The sequence below is a fragment of the Pseudomonas sp. Leaf59 genome (assembly GCF_920984685.1).
In the GTDB taxonomy this organism is placed as follows: domain Bacteria; phylum Pseudomonadota; class Gammaproteobacteria; order Pseudomonadales; family Pseudomonadaceae; genus Aquipseudomonas.
In genome coordinates this window covers 24,581-46,721 of sequence record NZ_CAKLBR010000031.1, presented here as the reverse complement: position 1 = coordinate 46,721, position 22,141 = coordinate 24,581, and the positions used below count along the sequence as shown (strand labels likewise).

16 protein-coding genes are annotated in these 22,141 nt (G+C 61.5%); 12 read left to right on the top strand and 4 right to left on the bottom strand.

Annotated elements, in window-relative coordinates:
- Nucleotides 1-339: 339 nt before the first annotated feature.
- Nucleotides 340-1,326, top strand: coding sequence for a hypothetical protein (locus LUB09_RS23000; protein WP_231423784.1), 987 nt, complete (start codon nucleotides 340-342; stop codon nucleotides 1,324-1,326).
- Between the two features lie 66 nt (nucleotides 1,327-1,392).
- Here the strand turns inward: LUB09_RS23000 and LUB09_RS22995 are convergent, their stop codons facing one another.
- Entirely contained in the window at nucleotides 1,393-4,287 is a 2,895-nt protein-coding gene (locus LUB09_RS22995) for a ribonucleoside-diphosphate reductase subunit alpha (protein ID WP_209983977.1), read from the bottom strand.
- A 600-nt stretch (nucleotides 4,288-4,887) separates the two neighbouring features.
- On the opposite strand from LUB09_RS22995, the gene LUB09_RS22990 reads away from it, so the two are divergent.
- On the top strand, nucleotides 4,888-5,613 hold the full coding sequence (locus LUB09_RS22990) for a response regulator (RefSeq protein ID WP_231423783.1): 726 nt from the start codon (nucleotides 4,888-4,890) through the stop codon (nucleotides 5,611-5,613).
- A complete protein-coding gene (locus LUB09_RS22985; RefSeq protein WP_231423782.1) occupies nucleotides 5,610-7,220 on the top strand; it encodes an ATP-binding protein in 1,611 nt (536 codons plus the stop codon). Before LUB09_RS22990 ends, LUB09_RS22985 begins: the two co-directional genes overlap by 4 nt.
- Before the next feature lie 81 nt (nucleotides 7,221-7,301).
- Here the strand turns inward: LUB09_RS22985 and LUB09_RS22980 are convergent, their stop codons facing one another.
- Nucleotides 7,302-8,018 (bottom strand): 4'-phosphopantetheinyl transferase family protein, encoded by a 717-nt coding sequence (locus LUB09_RS22980; protein ID WP_231423781.1) that lies wholly within the window; start codon nucleotides 8,016-8,018, stop codon nucleotides 7,302-7,304.
- 249 nt (nucleotides 8,019-8,267) lie between these two features.
- Between LUB09_RS22980 and LUB09_RS22975 the strand changes: the two genes are divergently transcribed.
- The 5 genes from LUB09_RS22975 (at nucleotide 8,268) to LUB09_RS22955 (ending at nucleotide 13,748) form a co-directional block, all read left to right on the top strand.
- Entirely contained in the window at nucleotides 8,268-8,945 is a 678-nt protein-coding gene (locus tag LUB09_RS22975) for a response regulator (protein ID WP_003233491.1), read from the top strand.
- On the top strand, nucleotides 8,942-10,288 hold the full coding sequence (locus LUB09_RS22970; RefSeq protein ID WP_209983967.1) for an ATP-binding protein: 1,347 nt from the start codon (nucleotides 8,942-8,944) through the stop codon (nucleotides 10,286-10,288). Before LUB09_RS22975 ends, LUB09_RS22970 begins: the two co-directional genes overlap by 4 nt.
- A 421-nt stretch (nucleotides 10,289-10,709) precedes the next feature.
- A complete protein-coding gene (locus LUB09_RS22965; protein WP_209983965.1) occupies nucleotides 10,710-12,041 on the top strand; it encodes a dicarboxylate/amino acid:cation symporter in 1,332 nt (443 codons plus the stop codon).
- A gap of 145 nt (nucleotides 12,042-12,186) precedes the next feature.
- Complete coding sequence (locus tag LUB09_RS22960; protein ID WP_209983963.1) at nucleotides 12,187-13,173, top strand: XdhC family protein; 987 nt, start codon at nucleotides 12,187-12,189, stop codon at nucleotides 13,171-13,173.
- On the top strand, nucleotides 13,170-13,748 hold the full coding sequence (locus tag LUB09_RS22955) for a nucleotidyltransferase family protein (RefSeq protein ID WP_209983961.1): 579 nt from the start codon (nucleotides 13,170-13,172) through the stop codon (nucleotides 13,746-13,748). The genes LUB09_RS22960 and LUB09_RS22955 overlap by 4 nt, the downstream gene beginning before the upstream one ends.
- Nucleotides 13,749-14,274: 526 nt before the next feature.
- On the opposite strand, the gene rne is transcribed toward LUB09_RS22955, so the two are convergent.
- Entirely contained in the window at nucleotides 14,275-17,412 is a 3,138-nt protein-coding gene (rne, locus tag LUB09_RS22950; protein WP_231423780.1) for a ribonuclease E, read from the bottom strand.
- A 758-nt stretch (nucleotides 17,413-18,170) separates the two neighbouring features.
- Here rne and rluC point away from each other — a divergent pair.
- From rluC to LUB09_RS22935, 3 genes are read left to right on the top strand one after another with little or no spacing between them, the layout of a single operon-like run.
- Nucleotides 18,171-19,130, top strand: a complete 960-nt coding sequence (gene rluC / locus LUB09_RS22945; protein WP_209983957.1) for a 23S rRNA pseudouridine(955/2504/2580) synthase RluC — start codon at nucleotides 18,171-18,173, stop codon at nucleotides 19,128-19,130.
- The gene (locus tag LUB09_RS22940) at nucleotides 19,117-19,779 is read left to right on the top strand and encodes an HAD-IA family hydrolase (RefSeq protein WP_231423779.1); all 663 of its coding nucleotides are present in this window, start codon (nucleotides 19,117-19,119) and stop codon (nucleotides 19,777-19,779) included. Before rluC ends, LUB09_RS22940 begins: the two co-directional genes overlap by 14 nt.
- A gap of 21 nt (nucleotides 19,780-19,800) precedes the next feature.
- Nucleotides 19,801-20,784 (top strand): S49 family peptidase, encoded by a 984-nt coding sequence (locus tag LUB09_RS22935; RefSeq protein ID WP_231423778.1) that lies wholly within the window; start codon nucleotides 19,801-19,803, stop codon nucleotides 20,782-20,784.
- Between the two features lie 132 nt (nucleotides 20,785-20,916).
- Here the strand turns inward: LUB09_RS22935 and LUB09_RS22930 are convergent, their stop codons facing one another.
- A complete protein-coding gene (locus tag LUB09_RS22930) occupies nucleotides 20,917-21,495 on the bottom strand; it encodes a Maf family protein (RefSeq protein ID WP_209983951.1) in 579 nt (192 codons plus the stop codon).
- Between the two features lie 105 nt (nucleotides 21,496-21,600).
- Here LUB09_RS22930 and LUB09_RS22925 point away from each other — a divergent pair, with 105 nt between their 5' ends.
- Complete coding sequence (locus LUB09_RS22925) at nucleotides 21,601-22,131, top strand: YceD family protein (protein ID WP_003233480.1); 531 nt, start codon at nucleotides 21,601-21,603, stop codon at nucleotides 22,129-22,131.
- The last annotated feature ends 10 nt before the right edge of the window (nucleotides 22,132-22,141 follow it).

The following is a 22,141-nucleotide window of genomic DNA, read 5'->3' as shown; positions in this document are numbered from 1 at the left end:
GGATGAGTCGGTGCTGATCTACAACGGGGAGCGGCCGCACTTATCCCTGAAATACAAAACGCCCGATGCGGTGCATCAGGCGTTTTGAGACTGAAACAGGTGTAAACCTATTTCAGGACTAGACACGTAGGAAAAACGCCAGCGGACTATCAGGTTATGCCTTGAAATGCCGGCGGGAGGAACGCGCCATGCCCGCTTTGCCACTGATGGGCCAGGGCCCACGAGGCTAACCAATCAAAGGGGCGGGTTATGTGGAATTCAGGGGTATCAGGGTTTGCTGGCGCACGTGCGGGCGTTACCCCGGGGGGAGCGCGTGGCGAGACGCCTGCGGTGGTGCCGGTGGCCGAGGTGGCGGCGCTCAAGCAGTTGCTGAATGAACTCTTCGATGCACAGCAGGACGGCAAAAGCCAGACGGTCAGGGAGACGCGCGACAAGCTCAATGCGTTGCGCGAGAAGATAGGCGATGAGCCGTTCAAGAACCTCCTCAAAAAATTGATTGAGGACGCGGATCGCAAGTTTCTTCAATTTCTCAAGCAGTTACTGAGCGGATGGTTTCCTGAGGACGATGCGGCCTTGCCTTCACTGCCGTTGCCGGGAGGCGGCGGCTCGGGCCCGCGCGTCAGGCCTGAAAATTTCGGTTCCGTAGAATCCATGAGCAACAAGCCCTTCACCCAAGGGGCGCGTTTTACCCATTACACACCCGACAAAAGCAATCCGGGTAAAAAGCCTGGGATGGGCAGAGAGCCTGGCAATATCTGGTCCGGGTTCAGGCAAGGGCCGGATGGGAACTGCGTAACAGTTTCAGCCATAAAAAGCGCGATGATGAAGTTCGGTCAGAAGCCCACCGATATTTTCCGCGACGTGAAAGCGGCTGGCGATGGTTGGGATGTTCAGATGCGAGATGGTTTCCAGCTCCACTTGAGCAAGGGCGAATTGCAGCAGGCCGCCCAGCAGGCCCGCTTCCTGGGCGATGACCCGGCGATGATGACCGACGCCAACTTTCTGTATGCCGCGAGTGCCAAACGGGCGCAGATGGAAGGCAACAATGGCTTTGGCGAGGGCAATGATCACAATGCCCGCAGGAGCTACCTGGATGCCCTGGTAAGCCTGAACGACGGTGAACATGCCAGCGAAGGCCTGGATCGTTTGGGGCTCAAGGGGCTTTACCGGCAATCGTCGCGTGATGAGCTCGCCAGCGGCGCGTTGGGCGTTGTGAACTACGGCGGCCATTCGATGGCGGTCATTGGCGGGCAGGTGGAGTTATGGGGGGGACGAGGTGGGCGCCCACAACAGGAGCAGCGCGGTGAAGCGTACGCCTTTGTGTAGAGTGGGCGAGGCATGAAAAAAGCCCGTCAACCTTTCGGTTGACGGGCTTCGAGTGACGCGCTCAGCTTATTGGCAAGCTTCGCAATCCGGCTCATCAATGGCGCAAGCCTTTGGCACTGGCGCCGGACCGGCTGGAGCAGCCAGCACCGAATCATCACCGTGGTTGCCGCTGGAAACCGCGTTGAGCTTACCGGTGTTGATGGTCGACTTCTCGGTGCTGGTCGCGGCCAGGGCACGGAGGTAGTAAGTGGTTTTCAGGCCACGGTACCAGGCCATGCGGTAGGTCACGTCGAGCTTCTTGCCCGAAGCGCCGGCGATGTACAGGTTCAGCGACTGCGCCTGATCGATCCACTTCTGACGACGGCTGGCGGCGTCAACGATCCACTTGGTGTCCACTTCGAAGGCGGTCGCGTAGAGCTCTTTGAGCTCCTGCGGGATGCGCTCGATCTGCTGCACCGAACCGTCGTAGTACTTCAGGTCGTTGATCATGACCGAGTCCCACAGGCCGCGGGCTTTCAGGTCGCGCACCAGGTACGGGTTGATCACGGTGAATTCGCCCGACAGGTTCGATTTCACATACAGGTTCTGGTAGGTCGGTTCGATCGACTGCGACACGCCAGTGATATTGGCGATGGTTGCGGTCGGTGCGATGGCCATGATGTTGGAGTTACGAATGCCTTTTTGCACACGGGCACGTACCGGCGCCCAGTCCAGGGATTCGTTCAGGTCAACGTCGATGTACTTCTGGCCACGTTGCTCGATCAGGATCTGTTGCGAATCCAGCGGCAGGATGCCCTTGGACCACAGCGAACCCTGGAACGTCTCGTAGGCGCCGCGCTCGTCGGCCAGGTCGCAGGAAGCCTGGATCGCGTAGTAGCTGACCGCTTCCATGGACTTGTCGGCGAACTCGACCGCGGCATCCGAACCGTAAGGAATGTGCTGCAGGTACAGCGCGTCCTGGAAGCCCATGATGCCCAGACCGACCGGACGGTGCTTGAAGTTGGAGTTCTGCGCCTGTGGCACCGAGTAGTAGTTGATGTCGATCACGTTATCGAGCATGCGCACTGCGGTGTTGACGGTGCGTTCCAGCTTGGCGGTGTCCAGCTTGCCGTTGACGATGTGGTTCGGCAGGTTGATCGAGCCCAGGTTGCAAACGGCGATCTCGTCCTTGTTGGTGTTCAAGGTGATCTCGGTGCACAGGTTCGAGCTGTGGACCACGCCCACGTGCTGCTGCGGGCTGCGCAGGTTGCACGGGTCCTTGAAGGTCAGCCATGGGTGGCCGGTTTCGAACAGCATCGACAGCATCTTGCGCCACAGGTCTTTGGCCTGGATGGTCTTGAACAGCTTGATCTTGCCTGGGTACTGGGACAGGGCTTCGTAGTACTCGTAGCGCTCTTCGAAGGCCTTGCCGGTCAGGTCGTGCAGGTCCGGCACTTCGGACGGCGAGAACAGGGTCCACTGGCCGTCATCGAAGACGCGCTTCATGAACAGGTCCGGAATCCAGTTGGCGGTGTTCATGTCGTGGGTACGACGGCGATCATCACCGGTGTTCTTGCGCAGCTCGATGAACTCTTCAATGTCCATGTGCCAGGTTTCCAGGTAGGCACACACCGCGCCTTTGCGCTTGCCACCCTGGTTGACCGCTACGGCGGTATCGTTCACGACTTTCAGGAACGGCACCACGCCCTGGGACTTGCCGTTGGTGCCCTTGATGTACGAACCCAGTGCGCGCACCGGAGTCCAGTCGTTGCCCAGGCCGCCAGCGAATTTGGACAGCATGGCGTTGTCATGGATCGCGTGGTAGATGCCCGACAGGTCATCCGGCACGGTGGTCAGGTAGCAGCTCGACAGCTGTGGACGCAGGGTGCCGGCGTTGAACAGCGTCGGGGTCGACGACATGTAGTCAAAGGACGACAACAGGTTGTAGAACTCGATGGCGCGGTCTTCTTTATGCTTCTCTTCAATCGCCAGGCCCATGGCCACGCGCATGAAGAACACCTGTGGCAGTTCGAAGCGGATACCGTCCTTGTGGATGAAGTAACGGTCGTACAGGGTTTGCAGGCCCAGGTAGGTGAACTGCTGGTCGCGCTCGTGGTTGATCGCCTTGCCGAGTTTTTCCAGGTCGAAGGTGGCCAGGATCGGGTTCAGCAATTCGTATTCGATACCCTTGGCGATGTAGGCCGGCAGGGCCTTGGCGTACAGGTCGGCCATCTCATGGTGAGTGGCGCTGTCGGCCACGCCCAGGAAGCCCAGGCCTTCGGCACGCAGGGTGTCCATCAGCAGGCGCGCGGTCACGAACGAGTAGTTCGGCTCGCGTTCAACCAGGGTACGGGCGGTCATCACCAGGGCGGTGTTGACGTCGGTCAGGGCCACGCCGTCGTACAGGTTTTTCAGGGTTTCGCGCTGGATCAGCTCACCATCGACTTCTTCCAGGCCTTCGCAGGCCTCGGTGATGATGGTGTTCAGGCGGCCCAGGTCCAGTGGTGCAAACGAACCGTCGGCCAGGGTGATGCGGATCGACGGGTGAGCCTGTACCGCGGCGTCTTCGGCCGGGGCGCGCACGGCACGCTCCTTGGCGCGCGAATCGCGATAGATCACGTAGTCGCGGGCGACTTTCTGCTCGCCGGCACGCATCAGGGCCAGTTCAACCTGGTCCTGGATTTCTTCGATGTGGATGGTGCCGCCCGACGGCATGCGACGCTTGAAAGTCGCGGTGACCTGTTCGGTCAGGCGGGCAACGGTGTCGTGGATGCGCGACGAGGCGGCAGCATTGCCGCCTTCAACTGCAAGAAACGCTTTGGTGATGGCGACGGTGATCTTGTCATCGGTGTAAGGAACGACAGTGCCATTACGCTTGATCACGCGCAGTTGGCCAGGTGCGGTGGCGGACAGATCCAGGTTCGAATCAGCGGCCTGCGGCACGGAGCCCTGCGGGTTCTCGCGAGTTGTGTCGGTTTGCATGGGGGGGTTGTCTCCACGTTCTATATTTGATTGCGAGTGCCAGGCTTTTGCCTGCAACACCCGTACCGTTTTCCATATCGGGATGGAGAACAGCTGCCATCCGCTTAAGCGATTTGGTCTACTGAAAAAAATCGTTGGTTCTACGCTGCACACGCCATAAAAAACTTGAATCAGGGACTGCTTCTGTGGTTGGGCAAATTGGGCGAAAACCCCACATGTAGGGTCTACCTTGCTGCCGAGCTACAAGATAATGCGTTTTGGAGGGGTTAGCAACGCAGTAACCTGTGGATAACTCGTGGGTAAAATGTGTAAGAAAGGTTCAGTGCCGGTGTAGGCCGCATTACTGCTGCATCTGACCGTTTGTCGTTGAACATTCAGCTCGCAATGCAGGCCGTGCAATTTCGAAGGGCGCGAACCCTACCATAAAAAAAAGCGATCACCGAATGCACTTCCTGTCTTGTGTCAGAGGGCTGGCCCATGGCTACAATCGGCCTCACTTATGCCCCCAAAATATGACAAAGACGCTATGGCCTGCGCACATTCAAATGTGGGAGGGGGTGGTGTCCGCCGGAGGGCGTTTCATAACAACGAGGATCACCCGTGGAGCAAGCACCCTGGCACTTGTTGATCGTCGAGGACGACGAGCGATTGGCCGAGCTGACCCGTGAGTACCTGCAGAGCAACGGCCTGCGGGTGTCGGTGGAAAGTAACGGTGCGCTGGCCGCGGCGCGCATCATTGCCGAGCAGCCGGACCTGGTGATCCTCGATCTGATGCTGCCCGGCGAGGACGGCCTGAGTATCTGCCGCAAGGTGCGCGCGCGGTATGACGGCGTGATCCTGATGCTCACCGCGCGCACCGACGACATGGACCAGATACAGGGCCTGGACCTGGGCGCCGACGACTATGTGTGCAAGCCGGTGCGCCCGCGCCTTTTATTGGCGCGCATCCAGGCATTGTTGCGGCGCAGCGAACCGGCAGAACCGACCAGCGCCCCTCACCAGCGCCGCCTGCAGTTCGGTCCGCTGGTGGTCGACAGTGCGCTGCGCGAAGCCTGGCTGCACGCTGGCGCTATCGAACTGACCAGCGCCGAATTCGACCTGCTCTGGCTGCTGGTGGCGAACGCCGGGCGCATTCTGTCCCGCGAGGAAATCTTCATCGCTCTGCGCGGCATCGGCTATGACGGCCAGGACCGCTCCATCGATGTGCGCATCTCACGCATTCGCCCCAAGATCGGCGACGACCCGATCCACCCGCGCCTGATCAAGACCATCCGCAGCAAAGGCTATCTGTTCGTCGCCCAAGCCGCTGCGGATACGTCGCTGTGAACTCGATCTTCCTGCGCATCTACGGCGGCATGTGCGCCGCCCTGGTCCTGGTGGCGCTGCTCGGCGTGCTGGCCCTGCACCTGCTCAACGGAGTGCGCAGCGACCAGTACCGCGAGCGCCTGGCCCACGGCACATTTGCGCTGATGGGCGACAACCTGCAAACCATGAACACCATCGAGCGTCAACGGGCCTTGGCCATGTGGGAACGTCTGCTGGGCATCCCCCTGCAACTGCGCCCACTGGCCGACGCCCGGTTGGACCTCGGCCAGCGCAGTCGCCTGCAGCGCGGCCAGGTACTGGTGGAGCAGACCGGGCCCCATGCCGCACGGGTGCTGCGCCTGGTCAGCGAACGGGAGCAACTGCTACTGACGGGCGACGTGCAGCAGATCAGCGAGCAACTGGCCCGTGCGACGATTTACCTGCTGGCCGACGAATTGGTGCGTTTCCCCGTGGCCGAGCAGCCGCAGCGCCTGGCCGCTCTGAAAGAGGCCAAGGGTTTTGGCTTTGATATGCACCTGTTGGCCCTCGACCAGGCGGATATGGACGACGACCAGCGCCGCCGCGTGACGGAAGGCGATACGGTGATGGCGCTGGGCAAGGGCGGTGACTCGATCCGCGTGTTTGCCGGCATGGCGGGCACGCCCTGGGTGCTGGAAATCGGTCCGCTGTATCAAATGAATCCGTATCCGGTGCAATGGCTGGTGCTGATTGCGCTGGCAGGCCTGACCCTGATCGGCTTGATCGTTTATTTCCTGGTGCGCCAGCTGGAGCGGCGCCTCAAAGGCCTGGAAGCTGCCGCCACGCGGATCGCCGAGGGTAATCTGCAAGTGCGTGTGCCGGCACGCGGTGCCGATTCGGTGGGTCGCCTGGCCGCTGCCTTTAATGGCATGGCCGAGCACCTGCAGCAATTGCTGGCGATTCAGCGCGAGCTGGTGCGTGCGGTGTCCCACGAATTGCGCACGCCGGTGGCACGTCTGCGTTTCGGCCTGGAAATGCTTGGCGACGCGGCCACGCCCGAAGCGCGACGCAAATACCTGGACGGGATGGACGGCGATATCCAGGACCTTGATGGCCTGGTCGACGAAATGCTCACCTACGCCCGGCTGGAGCAGGGCGCACCGGCGCTGAATTTTCAGCGGGTCGACCTCGATGCACTGCTCGATCAGGTCATCGGCGAGTTATCGCCACTGCGTCGCGAAGTCACCGTCAGTCGAGGTGACTGCCTGTCATCAGCGCAAGGGGATGACGCCTGGGTCGATGCCGAACCGCGCTACCTGCACCGCGCCCTGCAAAACCTGGTAAGCAATGCCATGCGCCACGCCCAGGCACATGTGTTGATCAGCTATCAGGTGGGCGCGTCGCAGTGCCGTATCGACGTTGAGGACGACGGACCGGGCGTGCCGCAAAGCGCCTGGGAACGCATCTTCACGCCGTTCCTGCGTCTGGACGACAGCCGCACCCGTGCCTCCGGTGGGCATGGCCTGGGCCTGTCGATCGTGCGGCGGATTATTTACTGGCATGGCGGACGGGCATTGATCGCCAAGAGCCATAACCTGGGCGGGGCGTGTTTCAGCCTGAGCTGGCCGAGGGTGCAAGGTAAGCCCTGAGACCGCTATCGGGAGCAAGCCCCCTTCCATGTTTGGAATGCGTTCCCCTGTGGGAGGGGGCTTGCTCCCGATAGCGGTGTATCAGCCGCTGACAGCCACCAGACTCAACAATTGCCCGTCATTCACCACAAACTGCCCCTCCAGCTCCTTGCCATCGCACCACTCACTGGAAAGGTCCGTCAGCAACCGCAGCCGCACGTGACCTGTGTCCGACCAGTCCAGCACCTCGGCATGCTCAAAGTAGAAGCGCTTTTGCACAATCGGATACAAGGCCTTGAACAGGCTTTCTTTCACCGAAAACGTCAGCGTCACCACCTGTGCAATCTGTGCCTGCGGCAACAGGGCCAGGCGCTGCAACTCATCGGCCGTCAGAATCTCTGCGGCCAGACGCTGCGCCCGCTCCAGCGTGAGCATGTTCTCCACATCCATCCCCAGCCCGCGCCACTGCGCCTTGTGGCCGACAATCGCCGCCGCATGCCCGGTGCTGTGGGTGATGGAGCCGCTGATATGCCCCGGCCACACCGGCGCGCGATCGTCGCCAATCGCCGGGGTGTAGTCCAAATGATCAAGGCATTGCAGGGCGGCGCGGGCACACACGCGGCCGGCGAGGAACTCCGCCTGGCGCTTGGCCACCGAGCGCTGGATGCTCGCTGGCGGCGGCACTGCGCAGCGCTGAAAATCGCCGTTGTCCAACCGCGCCGGATCAAAGCGGGTGCTGAAGAACACCGTGCCGGGCAGGGGCGCGGGCAGGGGCCAGTGGCTGTCGAGTGGGGTGCAGCATGTGGGTAGGGGCGTCATGCGCGGTATTTTGCCGAGTTGGCGCGTCAGTGGATACCCCGCAGTGGTTCAGGCCAGGTTCAGAGCTTGTTCAGGGGGAGTTCAGGGGCACGTGCGTAGTCTGCATGGGACCAGCCGTCGGGGTTCTGGGCTGTGCAGGCGGGTTACCGCCTCAGCGGCCAGTGCAACGGGATTAAAATACGCCAGCAAGACCTGCAGGGCCGCTATGATATCCCTCTGTCGGACAGTTGAATTGCCTTGGAGAGCCTTATGAAATTGCTGGTGGTGGAAGATGAGGCGCTGCTGCGTCATCACCTGTTGACCCGCCTGACCGACAGCGGGCACGTGGTCGAAGCCGTGGCCAATGCCGAAGAAGCCCTGTATCAGACCGGGCAGTTCAATCACGACCTGGCCATCATCGACCTGGGCCTGCCCGGCATGGGCGGCCTGGACCTGATCCGTAAACTGCGCAGCGACGCCAAGACGTTCCCGATCCTGATCCTCACTGCCCGTGGCAATTGGCAGGACAAGGTCGAAGGCCTGGCCTCCGGCGCCGACGACTATGTGGTCAAGCCGTTCCAGTTTGAAGAGCTGGAAGCGCGCATGAACGCCTTGCTGCGCCGCTCCAGCGGGTTCACCCAGTCGACCATCGTCGCAGGTCCCTTGCTGCTCGACCTCAATCGCAAGCAAGCCTCGCTCGATGAGCAGCCGCTGGCGCTGACCGCCTACGAATACCGGATCCTCGAGTACCTGATGCGCCACCATCAGCAGGTGGTCGCCAAGGACCGCTTGATGGAACAGCTCTACCCCGACGACGACGAGCGCGACCCGAACGTCATCGAAGTGCTGGTCGGGCGTCTGCGCCGCAAGCTGGAAGGCCCGGCCGGGTTCAAGCCGATCGACACCGTGCGTGGCCTGGGCTACCTGTTCAATGAGCGCTGCCTTTGATTCGCTCGCTTCGCGTACGCCTGATGCTGGCGGCCGCCACCCTCGCCGTGCTGTTCATGCTGGGTTTGTTGCCGGCCATGCAGGGCGCGTTCAGCCTGGCGTTGCAGGATTCCATCGAGCAGCGGCTGGCGTCGGACGTGACGACCCTGATCTCGGCGGCGCGGGTTGAAAACAACCGCCTGCTGATGCCAGCGCAGTTGCCGGACGAGCGCTTCAACCTCACCGACAGCCGCCTGCTCGGCTATATCTACGACCGTGAGGGCCATCTGGTGTGGCGCTCGCGGGCGACCCAGGAAGAAAACATCAACTACAAGCCGCGCTATGACGGGCGCGGCAATGAGTTTGCGCGGATTCGCGAGGCCAACGGCCAGGAATTCTTCGTGTACGACGTGGAGGTCAAGCTGCTCGGTGGCAAGAGCGCCGCGTTCAGTATTGTCGCCCTGCAACCGGTGCGCGAATACCTGCTGACCCTCGAAGGCCTGCGCGAAAATCTCTACCTGGGCTTCGGCGCCGCGTTGCTGGTGCTGCTCACCCTGCTGTGGCTGGGCCTGACCTGGGGCCTGCAAGCCCTGCGACGGTTGAGTCAGGAGCTCGACCAGATCGAGGGCGGCACCCGCGAAAGCCTCAGCGAGCAACACCCGCGCGAATTGCTGCGCCTGACCGGCTCTCTCAACCGCCTGCTGCACGGTGAGCGCGAGCAACGCGCACGCTATCGCGATTCCCTCGACGATCTGGCACACAGCCTGAAAACCCCGCTGGCGGTGTTGCAGGGCGTGAGCGAAGACATGGCGCTGCGCCCGGCAGACCGCGATCAGGCCTGGGTGCTGCAATCGCAGATCGAGCGCATGAGTCAGCAGATCGGCTATCAGTTGCAACGCGCCAGCTTGCGCAAAAGCGGCCTGGTGCGCCATCAGGTGCGGCTTGAGCCGGTGCTGCAAAGCCTGTGCGACACGCTGGACAAGGTGTACCGCGACAAGCGCGTGGCTGTGTCCTTCGACTTGCCGGATGAATGCTATGTGCCGATCGAGAAGGGTGCCTTGCTCGAACTGCTCGGCAATCTGCTGGAAAACGCCTACCGCCTGTGTGTGAGGGAGGTGCGTATCAGCCTGCTGGAAAACCTCGAAGGCGCCGAGCTGTGCATCGAGGACGACGGCCCCGGCGTACCTCCCGACCAGCGCGCGCGGATTCTGCAGCGCGGCGAACGGCTGGACCGTCAGCACCCGGGGCAGGGCATTGGCCTGGCGGTGGTCAAGGACATTATTGAAAGCTACGGCGCACGCTTGACCCTGGGCGATTCGCCATTGGGTGGCGCGGCGTTCAAGATTCATTTCCCGGCTGTTTGATCTTCATTGGCTACACTCGCCCTATTGCAGGCAAGCCAGCGCCCACACTTTGATTGGTGAATCCAGTCAACTGTGGGCGCTGGCTTGCCTGCGAGAGCGTCCGCCCAGGCGCCACTTCCCGCAAACTTATCTCACCAAGGCGGATATCCGCCACATTGTAGGACGATAGAGGTCGGTCCGGCGGAAATCCGCCACATTGTCTGACCCGGCCGGCCATGCCTGTCCATCGCTATCCCTGGCGTCTAAAGGCCTGACGGAAATTTCCGCAAAGTGGCACGGCGTTTGCGATCAAGATTACAGCGCAGGTGTGTTTCTACAGGCCTCGCAAACAACAAATCCCTCCAGTGCAGGAGGGTTCGCAATTCAAGTGTCGTGGGCAATGGCGGATATTTGCCACACGGGACGATTGAGGAACTTTGCAATGACGACTCGTCAGCCACTCTACAAATCCCTGTATTTCCAGGTGATCGTCGCAATCGTTATCGGTATTTTGCTCGGCCACTTCTACCCGGAGACCGGCGTGGCCCTCAAACCACTGGGTGACGGCTTTATCAAGCTGATCAAAATGGTCATTGCCCCGATCATCTTCTGCACCGTTGTCAGCGGCATCGCTGGCATGCAAAGCATGAAATCGGTGGGAAAAACCGGCGGCTACGCGCTGCTGTACTTCGAAGTCGTTTCCACCATCGCCCTGCTGATCGGCCTGATCGTGGTGAACGTCGTGCAGCCGGGCGCCGGCATGCACATCGACGTCGCGACCCTGGATGCCTCCAAAGTCGCAGCGTACGTCACCGCCGGTAAAGACCAGAGCATCGTCGGCTTTATCCTCAATGTGATCCCGAACACCATCGTCGGCGCGTTCGCCAACGGCGATATCCTGCAAGTGCTGATGTTCTCGGTGATCTTCGGTTTCGCCCTGCATCGCCTGGGTGCCTACGGCAAGCCGGTGCTGGACTTCATCGATCGCTTCGCCCACGTGATGTTCAACATCATCAACATGATCATGAAGCTCGCGCCACTCGGTGCCCTGGGCGCCATGGCGTTTACCATCGGTGCCTACGGTGTGGGTTCGCTGGTGCAACTGGGCCAGTTGATGATCTGCTTCTACATCACCTGCCTGCTGTTCGTGCTGGTGGTGCTGGGCGGTATCTGCCGCGCCCACGGTTTCAGTGTGATCAAGCTGATCCGCTACATCCGTGAAGAGCTGCTGATCGTGCTGGGTACGTCCTCTTCCGAGTCGGCCCTGCCACGCATGCTGATCAAGATGGAGCGTCTGGGCGCGAAGAAATCCGTGGTGGGTCTGGTGATCCCGACCGGCTACTCGTTCAACCTCGACGGTACATCCATCTACCTGACCATGGCTGCCGTGTTCATCGCCCAGGCGACTGACACCCACATGGACATCACCCACCAGATCACCCTGCTGCTGGTGCTGCTGCTGTCCTCCAAAGGCGCTGCAGGCGTGACCGGTAGCGGCTTTATCGTGCTGGCCGCGACCCTGTCGGCTGTCGGCCACCTGCCGGTTGCCGGCTTGGCGCTGATCCTGGGTATCGACCGCTTCATGTCCGAAGCCCGTGCGCTGACCAACCTGGTGGGTAACGCCGTTGCCACCATCGTTGTGGCCAAGTGGGTCAAGGAGCTGGACACCGACAAGCTGCAAAGCGAGTTGGCTTCCGGCGGCACCGGTATCTCGGAAACCCGCGAAGTCGACGACCTGGGCGTGGCCGAAGGCCCGACTCCGGTGGTCAAGTAAACCGCTGATGGCGTGAACTGACGCCAAGGCAACCCGCAAACGCCCCGACCTGTTCGGGGCGTTTGCGTTTGTACGCACGCCCTTTTGGAATTTTTTGCTTTAGAGTCAATCGATACCTCATCAACAAACGCTCACAGGAGGGTAGATGGACAGTGTGGATCTGAACGTCCTGCGTAGCGTATTGGCGTGGCGCCAGGCCGGGCATCGCGTGGTGCTGTACAGCGTGGTGCAGACCTGGGGCAGTGCGCCGCGTCCGCCTGGGGCGATGCTGGCCCTGCGCGGCGATGGCGTGGTGATTGGCTCGGTTTCCGGCGGCTGCATCGAGGATGACCTGATCGCGCGCCTGCAGGATGGCCGTCTGGCCGCTGACGGCCCGCCGGTGCAGATGGTGACCTATGGCGTTACCCGCGACGAGGCGGCGCGCTTTGGCCTGCCGTGCGGCGGCACCCTGCGCCTGACCGAGGAGCGGGTGGTGGAGTGGGAGTGGGTCGCGCAGCTGCTGGCACGCTGTGAGGATCACCAGATCGTTGCCCGCGAGCTGAACCTGGCCACGGGAGAGGTGACCCTCAGCGATGCCAGCAAGACCGATGTGGTGAGCGTTGACGACCAGCGTCTGCGGGCCATCTATGGTCCGCGCTGGCGGTTGTTGCTGATCGGCGCCGGGCAACTGTCGCGGTACGTGGCGGAAATGGCGCGGCTGCTGGATTTCGAAGTGCTGATCTGCGACCCGCGCGAGGAATTTGTCTACGGCTGGGAAGAGCAGCACGGTCGCTTTGTGCCGGGCATGCCGGACGAAGCGGTGCTGAATATCCAGACCGACGAACGCACGGCCATCGTCTGCCTGACCCATGACCCTCGGTTGGACGACATGGCGTTGCTGACCGCGTTGAATTCCAGCGCGTTCTATATCGGCGCGCTGGGCTCGCGGGTCAACAGCCAGAAGCGCCGGGAAAACCTCGCAGAACTGGGCCTGTCGAATGAGGCCATTGCACGTTTGCATGGGCCGATCGGTTTGCACATCGGCAGCCACACCCCGGCGGAAATTGCGCTGTCGCTGATGGCGGAAATTGTCGCGATCAAGAATGGCGTGGCGCCGATGCAGAAAAAGCCGCTGGCGGCGGTGGCTGAGTGACGCTGACCGCGATTGTGCTGGCGGCGGGGCAGGGCAGTCGCTTTCGCGCCGAAACGGGCGAGGATAAGTTGCTGGCTCAATGTAGCGGCCGGGACGGCGTAACGCGGCCGGTGATCGAGCATGTTTTGCTGAACTTGCCTGAGCAGCTCGTCTCGCGGCTGTTGGTGACGTCGCCGGAACGTTCGGACGTCATTCGGTTGGCCAGGGCATATGGCTGCGAGGTCCTGCTGCTGCAATCGGCGGGGATGGGCGACAGCATCGCGGCGGCGATTGCGGCCAGTGCGTCTGCTGACGGTTGGTTGGTGGTGCTGGGGGATATGCCGTTTGTCCTGCCCGCGACTATCGAGCGTGTGATCGATGATCTGCAAAGCATCAATGTGCCAGTGCATGCCGGGCAGCGTGGGCATCCGGTTGCTTTCGGTCGGGCATTTGGCCCTTCGTTAATGGCGCTGACGGGGGATCGCGGCGCAAAGCCTCTGTTTGCTCAGGCTGCCGTGAAGCAAGTGCCAGTGAATGATGCCGGCGTACTCTGGGATGTGGATGTGCCGCAAGGGCTGAGTTTCAACGCAGACTAAAATGAGGGAGGCTCCATTACCTCTGTGGCGAGCGGGCAAGCCCTAATGCCGTTCAGTCAAGCGCAGATTCCCTGTGGCGAGCAGGCTTGTCCTGCGTTGGGCTGCGCAGCAGCCCCAAAGCCAGGCGCTGAGCCGTATCAGGTACACCGCGTTTTGCTTGATTGGGGGCGCTTCGCACCCCAACGCGGGGCAAGCCCGCTCGCCACAATAAGCCCACAAATTTTCCGTTCAGTTAAGCGCAGATTCCCTGTGGCGAGCAGGCTTGTCCTGCGTTGGGCTGCGCAGCAGCCCCAAAGCCAGGCGCTGAGCCGTATCAGGTACACCGCATTTTGCTTGATGGGGGGCGCTTCGCACCCCAACGCGGGGCAAGCCCGCTCGCCACAGGGATGTGGCTGCCTGAAGTTTCGACCTTTAAAAATCAACACGTTATTTGGTATTTGATAAGCGTCTGCTGGTTAAGGCTTTTGGACTGACAAAAAAAGCCCCGCCTGATCACTCAGGCGGGGCTTTTTAGTGGCTGATGGAATCAGGCGAGAGGTTTAGGCTCGTGCTCTTCTTCCTGGGCCTTTGAAGCCTGGGCAGCGGCGGCTGCCTCGGCTTCCTTGCGGCGGCGACGCACTTCACGTGGGTCGTTCGGCGCACGGCCGTTTTCAGTCAGGGCGCTGGCAGGTGCGGCTTCAACCACAGGGGCCGCCACTTCAGCTGCCACCGGCGCTTCAACTACTGGCGCGGGCTCGACGACCGGAGTCGGCTCAACCACCGGGGCAGGCTCGACGACGGCGACCTCGGCAACCGCGGCTGGCGCTTCTTCCACTACAGGGGCAGGTGCCTCAACCGCAGCGGCCGGTTCGGCAGTCCACTGGAAGGCGGTCTGTTCTTCACGAACTTCACGCACTGCCGGGGCGGCTTCTTCGACAACCGGTGTTTCGACAGCCGGCGCCTCAACAGCTGCTTCAACCACGGGCTGAGGTTCGACCACTGGCGCAGGCTCTACGGCAACCACTTCGGTTTGCGGCTGGGCGTCACGCTCCAGTGCAACTTCCACTTCCGGAACCTCGGGGGTTTCGATCGGGGTAGTCGCTTCGACGACTGGCGCTTCAACCACTGCGGTTTCGGCGACAGGCGCTTCTGCAGCAGGGGTTTCTTCGACAGCAGCGGTGGCGCGTTCAGCCTGCTCGTGAGCCTGGGCTTCAGCCGGGGCACTGATGACCGAGCTGGCAACGGCAGCGGTAACGGCCAGGCCGGCGGCCAGTTCGTTGCCTGTTACTTCGGTGCCTGTCGCTTCGTTATTGGAGCCTTCAGCGTTTTCGCCGGTCTCTTCCGAGCCTTCGATCACATTGCCGTTGGCATCACGCTGACGCTCACGGCGGTTGCTGCGACGACGCTGGCCACGGGAGCGGCGGCGTGGACGATCGCCTTCGGCGTTGTCCTGGCCATCTTCCTGCAGTTGCTCTTCGCCGGTCAGCACTTCTTCTTCGCTGCTGTCTTGAGCGTGCTCGGCACGTGGCTGACGCTCTTCACGCGGCTGGCGCGGTTGGCGCTCTTCACGTGGCGCGCGTTCTTCACGCGGCTGGCGAGCCGGGCGTTCTTCGGTGCTGGCGGCAGCGACGGCCGCAACGGCTGGCGAAGCGTCCAGTGGCTCGCGCAGTTCACGCACACGCTCTTCACGCTCGCCGCGGGGCTTGCGATCTTCGCGCGGTGCACGTGCGGTGCGAGGGGCGCGCTCTTCGCGTGGTGCGCGCTCTTCACGGGCTACGGTCGGGGTGTCCTCGCGGGCTTCACGGGGGGCACGCTCTTCACGCGGTGCGCGTTCTTCACGAGGCTTGCGCTCTTCGTCGCGACGACCATTGCGGTTACGGCTCTGCTGGCGGCCGTTACGGCGTTCTTCATTGCGCGCAGGGCGCTCGGCAGCAGGCTTTTCAGCCACAACCGGCGCAGCCGGCTCTTCCTTGGTGGCGAACAGGCTGACCAGCGACTTCACCAGGCCCTTGAACAGGCTTGGCTCAGGCAGGGCGGCCGGTGCGGCAACCGGTGCGGCGGCTTCAACCGGAACCGGCGCATTGGCACGTGCCGGTGCGGTCTTGACGGCGGCTTCCTGGCGAACCAGGGTGCGGGTCGCAGCGGCTGGCTGGACTTCTTCCACTTCGGCAGCGGCCGCGGCGATTTCGTAGCTGGATTGGCCGCTGTGGGCTTCCGGGCTGTCATCACGCAGGCGTTGCACTTCGAAGTGCGGCGTCTCGAGGTGATCGTTCGGCAGGATGACGATGCGGGCACGGGTACGCAGTTCGATCTTGGTGATCGAGTTGCGTTTTTCGTTGAGCAGGAACGCGGCCACCGGGATCGGCACTTGTGCGCGGACTTCGGCGGTGCGGTCTTTCAGGGCTTCTTCTTCGATCAGGCGCAGGATCGCCAGGGACAGCGATTCGACGTCACGGATGATGCCGGTGCCGTTGCAGCGCGGGCAGACGATGCCGCTGCTTTCGCCCAGGGATGGACGCAGGCGCTGACGGGACATCTCCAGCAGGCCGAAGCGCGAGATGCGGCCCACTTGTACGCGGGCGCGGTCGGCTTCCAGGCACTCGCGGACTTTTTCTTCCACGGCGCGCTGGTTCTTGGCCGGGGTCATGTCGATGAAGTCGATCACGATCAGGCCGCCGATGTCACGCAGGCGCAGCTGGCGGGCGATTTCTTCAGCCGCTTCCAGGTTGGTCTGCAGGGCGGTTTCTTCGATGTCGCTGCCTTTGGTGGCGCGCGCCGAGTTGATGTCGATGGACACCAGGGCTTCGGTCGGGTCGATCACGATGGAGCCGCCGGAAGGCAGTTCGACCACACGCTGGAAGGCGGTCTCGATCTGGCTTTCGATCTGGAAACGGTTGAACAGCGGCACGCTGTCTTCGTACAGCTTGATCTTGCTGGCGTACTGCGGCATTACCTGGCGGATGAAGGTCAGGGCTTCGTCCTGGGCTTCAACGCTGTCGATCAGCACTTCGCCGATGTCCTGGCGCAGGTAGTCGCGGATGGCGCGGATGATCACGTTGCTTTCCTGGTAGATCAGGAACGGCGCGGAGCGATCCAGCGAAGCTTCTTTGATGGCGGTCCACAGTTGCAGCAGGTAGTCTAGGTCCCACTGCATTTCTTCGCTGCTGCGGCCAAGGCCGGCAGTGCGCACGATCAGGCCCATGTCGGCCGGAGCGATGAGGCCGTTGAGCGCTTCACGCAGTTCGTTGCGTTCTTCGCCTTCGATGCGACGGGAGATGCCGCCGGCACGCGGGTTGTTCGGCATCAGCACGAGGTAACGGCCGGCCAGGGAGATGAAGGTGGTCAGGGCGGCGCCCTTGTTGCCACGTTCTTCTTTCTCGACCTGAACGATAACTTCCTGGCCTTCGCTCAGGACGTCCTTGATGTTCACGCGGCCTTCGGGGGCTTTCTTGAAGTATTCGCGGGAGATTTCTTTGAGGGGCAGGAAGCCGTGGCGCTCGGAGCCGAAATCGACAAAGGCAGCCTCAAGGCTGGGTTCGATGCGAGTAATACGGCCTTTATAGATGTTGGCCTTCTTTTGCTCGCGCGCACCGGATTCGATGTCCAGGTCGTAGAGGCGCTGGCCATCTACCAGTGCAACACGCAACTCTTCGGGTTGAGTTGCGTTAATCAGCATTCTTTTCATGTTGTACCGTCGGTTTCCGGGCTGCCGGAAACGGCGTTCGGCACACACGACTTCTCACGGTCGGTGTCAGGTGCGTCAAGAGTGGTTGGCCACTCCAGTGTCCAGCAATACCTGCCAATTGGGCGGGCATCGCGACGGACGCGTCCTGCTTGTTAGCGGTGGTGACAAAGGCACCACTTCAACAAAAGCTAAGGTCAGGAGGAGGAATCAACCGGCGACTGTGGACGAGATGAAGCGTCTAAATATAAGCCTAGTGCTACACGGTCCGACGGTTGTGCATCTCCACCCTACACGTATCCCTGATAATTCGGGTGCTGCCGCGCGCAGAATCCGCAGCGGGTTGGCATTTACCGTGGGCTCCAATGGGGAGTCCACGCTCATGGCTAAACAAGACTCAATGTGGGCGACTGCGCTCACATCCAGCTCTTAACAGGCGTTGTTTCCGAAGCATTCGCCGTGGTCCGGCACAAGACTGACTGCACTTTGTGAACTGGCCGTAAATATCGGCGCAAAACGCGAGTATTCACTCTGCTTTCTGCACTCGCTTCAGGCCTCATGTCACCTGCGCTTGTTACAATCCTGAGCCTTCCAGGGTGGCAAACGCCCCGTAGGACGGCCTCGCGTCCTGATGAATTGCGATGGTCAGGGCCGGCAGTTTGCCGAAAGTCCTCTGTCCAGGCCGCTTTTGGCGGCGTTCGCGACTATAGCAGCAATGATTAAGTGCTTCAATTCCATAAAAAATTGTTATCATCGCCGCCATGACGACTACCGCCCCCCCGACCCCCAGCGTCCAGCTGCTTGAGGTCTCGCCGGAATATGCCGGCCAACGCATCGACAATTTTCTCCTGGCCAGGCTCAAGGGCGTGCCCAAGACCTTGATCTACCGCATTTTGCGTAAAGGCGAAGTGCGCGTGAACAAGGGCCGGATCAAGCCCGAATACAAGCTGCAGGCCGGCGATATCGTGCGGGTGCCGCCGGTACGTGTGCCTGAGCGTGACGAGCCGGTGCCGTTGGCACAAGGCCTGCTGCAGCGCCTCGAAGCCTCCATCGTGTTCGAAGATAACAAACTGATCGTAATCAACAAGCCCTGCGGCATTGCGGTGCACGGCGGCAGCGGCCTGAATTACGGCGTGATCGAGGCCTTTCGTCAGTTGCGCCCGGACGCCAAGGAACTGGAGCTGGTGCATCGCCTGGACCGGGACACGTCCGGCCTGCTGATGATCGCCAAAAAGCGCAGCATGCTGCGCCACCTGCACACCGCCCTGCGTGGCGACGGCGTGGATAAACGCTACATGGCACTGGTGCGTGGCAACTGGGCCAGCTCGATCAAGAGCGTGCGTGCACCGTTGCAGAAGAGCAACCTGCGCTCCGGCGAGCGCATGGTCGAAGTGGACGAGGAGGGCAAAGAAGCCCTGACCCTGTTCAAGGTGCTGCGGCGTTTCGGCGATTTTGCGACCATGGTCGAAGCCAAGCCGGTCACCGGACGTACTCATCAGATTCGCGTGCACACCCTGCATGCGGGCCACTGCATTGCCGGCGATACCAAGTATGGCGATGAGGGGTTCTCCAGGGAAATTCGCGATCTGGGTGGCAAGCGCCTGTTCCTGCACGCCTACATGCTCACGGTGCCGCTGCCCGATGGCGGTGAGTTGAAGTTGCAGGCGCCGGTCGACGAGATGTGGGCCAAGACCGTGGAGCGCCTGAGTGTCGCACCTTGACTACAAGCTGCTGATTTTTGATTGGGACGGTACGCTGGCCAACTCCATTGGCCGGATCGTTGAGTCGATGCACATGGCGTCGACCCGCTCGGGCTTTGAGCTGTGTTCGGATTTTGCGATCAAGGGCATCATCGGTCTGGGCCTGCCTGAAGCGATCCGCGCTTTGTACCCCGAGATCGGCGACGCCGAGTTGGTCGCGTTCCGCAACCATTACGCCGACCACTACATCGCGCTGGAAGCCGAGCCTTCGCCGCTGTTCGAGGGCGTGGTGCAGTCGCTGGATGCGTTTCGCGCCGAGGGTTATCACTTGGCGGTTGCCACCGGCAAGGCGCGTCGCGGCCTTGACCGCGTACTCAAGGCCCATGGCTGGGAAGATTACTTCGACATCACCCGTGCCGCCGACGAGACTGCCAGCAAGCCCCATCCGCTGATGCTGGAGCAGATACTCGCTCATTGTGGCGTGTCGCCGCGTCAGGCCTTGATGGTGGGCGATGCCTCCTTCGACCTGATCATGGCGCGCAACGCCGGCATGGACAGTGTGGCGGTCAGCTACGGCGCCCAATCCGCCCAGGCCCTGCAGCAATACGAGCCCAGGCTGACCATTGATCATTTTTCGCAATTGCAGGCCTGGCTTGGCCAGGCCCAATAAGTTTTTGCCGGGGTTAAGCGTATGAGTGACGAGTGGAAAGCGCCTGAAAAGGCCGAAAGCGGTGATGACAAAAGCTGGAAGCTGCTGGAAAAGACTCTCCTGGCCAGTGTCCAGGAGCAACGGCGTGCGCGGCGTTGGGGGATTTTCTTCAAGCTGCTGACCTTCACTTACCTGTTGCTGATGCTGGCACTGTTCAGCCCGCTGATGGACTTGGAAAAAAGCGCCACCCGTGGCGCCTACTACACTGCCTTGATCGAAGTGCGCGGGGTGATTGCCGACAAGGAACCCGCCAGTGCCGACAATATTGTCGGCAGCCTGCGTGCAGCGTTTGAAGACAGCAAGGTCAAGGGCGTGATCCTGCGCATCAACAGCCCGGGCGGCAGCCCGGTGCAGTCGGGCTATGTCTACGACGAGATTCGCCGCCTGCGTGCCCTGCACCCGGAGACCAAGCTGTACGCGGTGATTTCCGATCTGGGTGCTTCAGGGGCCTACTATATTGCCAGCGCCGCCGACCAGATCTATGCCGACAAGGCCAGCCTAGTGGGCTCCATTGGTGTGACGGCGGCCGGTTACGGTTTTGTCGGCACCATGGAAAAGCTCGGTGTGGAGCGGCGCACCTACACGTCGGGTGAGCACAAGGCGTTCCTGGACCCGTTCCAGCCGCAGAAGGCCGATGAAACCCAGTTCTGGCAGAGCGTGCTGGACACCACCCATCGCCAGTTCATCGCCAGTGTGAAGCAGGGTCGTGGTGATCGGCTGAAGGACAAGGACCATCCAGAGCTGTTTTCCGGGCTGGTGTGGTCGGGCGAGCAAGCCCTGCCGTTGGGCTTGATCGACGGCCTGGGCAGTGCCAGTTCGGTGGCACGGGATGTGATCGGCGAGAAGGAGTTGGTTGACTTCACGGTAGAGGAATCGCCGTTTGACCGCTTCTCCAAGAAGCTCGGTGCCAGCGTGGCGGAGAAGCTGGCCTTGTACATGGGCTTTCAGGGGCCGGCGCTGCGCTGATCTCTCAAGGCCGATGTGATTCATAGGGGTGAGGGGGCTTACTCCCGATAGCGGTGCATCAGTCAGCTTATCTACAAGCTGGCCCGCCGCAATCGGGAGCAAGCCCCTTCCCACATTTGGTTGTGTGTGGCTTCAGGGGATTTGCACGCCTTCGGCCAGCAGCATGTCCACCAGTCGAATCAGCGGCAGGCCCACCAGGCTAGTGGCGTCTGGCCCTTCGGTACTCTGGAACAAGCTCACACCCAGTCCTTCAGCCTTGAAGCTGCCCGCGCAATCATAAGGTTGCTCGGTATGCAGGTAGCGTTCGATACGTTCAGCATTCAATTCACGCATCTGCACGGTAAACGTCACGCAGTCCACCTGGCAGCGCCCGGTCTGGCTGTTCAGCAGTGCCAGCCCGGTCAGGAAATTCACACGCTTGCCGCTCGCCGCCAGTAACTGTTCGCGGGCGTTTTCGAAGGTGTGCGGCTTGCCGATAATCCGGCCTTCCAGCGCGGCAACCTGATCGGAGCCGATAATCAAGTGTCCGGGATGGCTGCCGGCCAGGGCGCGAGCCTTGCCTTCGGCCAGGCGCTTGACCAGCTCGACCGCGGACTCATTCTGGCGATGGCTTTCGTCGATATCCGGCGAGCTGCACGTGAACGGCAGGTGCAGGCGGCTGAGCAATTGCCGGCGGTAAACCGAGCTGGATGCGAGTAATAAAGGCAGCATGGGCGTCTCCTCAAGGCAGCGGCCGATTCTAGCGGCGTGACCGGCTGACGCACAGGGCTGAATTTCCTTTGACATGGCCGGGTGCATCCCTATAATGCTGCGCCTATGTTGAATGACCCGATTCCACCTCACGTTGACCCGCGCAAATTGGCTGATCGTGGCACTTCCCTTCAAGGTGAAGTACTGCTGGCCGATTTGGAGAGACTCTGCGACCCGCTTTCCGACACTGTCGGTACGGTCCAGGCCAAATTCGTTTTTGAACGAGATGAACGTAAAGCTGTGGTCATTCACAGCGTTATCGACACCGAAGTCAAAATGGTTTGCCAGCGTTGTCTTGAGCTGGTCACCCTGCCAATCCACAGCGAGTGCAGTTATGCCGTGGTGAAGGAGGGTGCGAATACCCAGTCGTTGCCGAAAGGTTATGACGTGCTGGAACTGGGCGAAGATCCTTTGGATCTGCATGCACTGATCGAGGAAGAGCTTCTGCTCGCCTTGCCCATTGTGCCTGCTCATCATCCGGAAGAATGCCAGCAGCCGGAGGGGCTCGATGACGAGCCCGAACCGAGCGAGGACGAGGTAACGCGGTCCAACCCGTTCAGTGTATTGGCGCAGTTAAAGCGTGACCCAAACGTTTAGGAGTTAATCA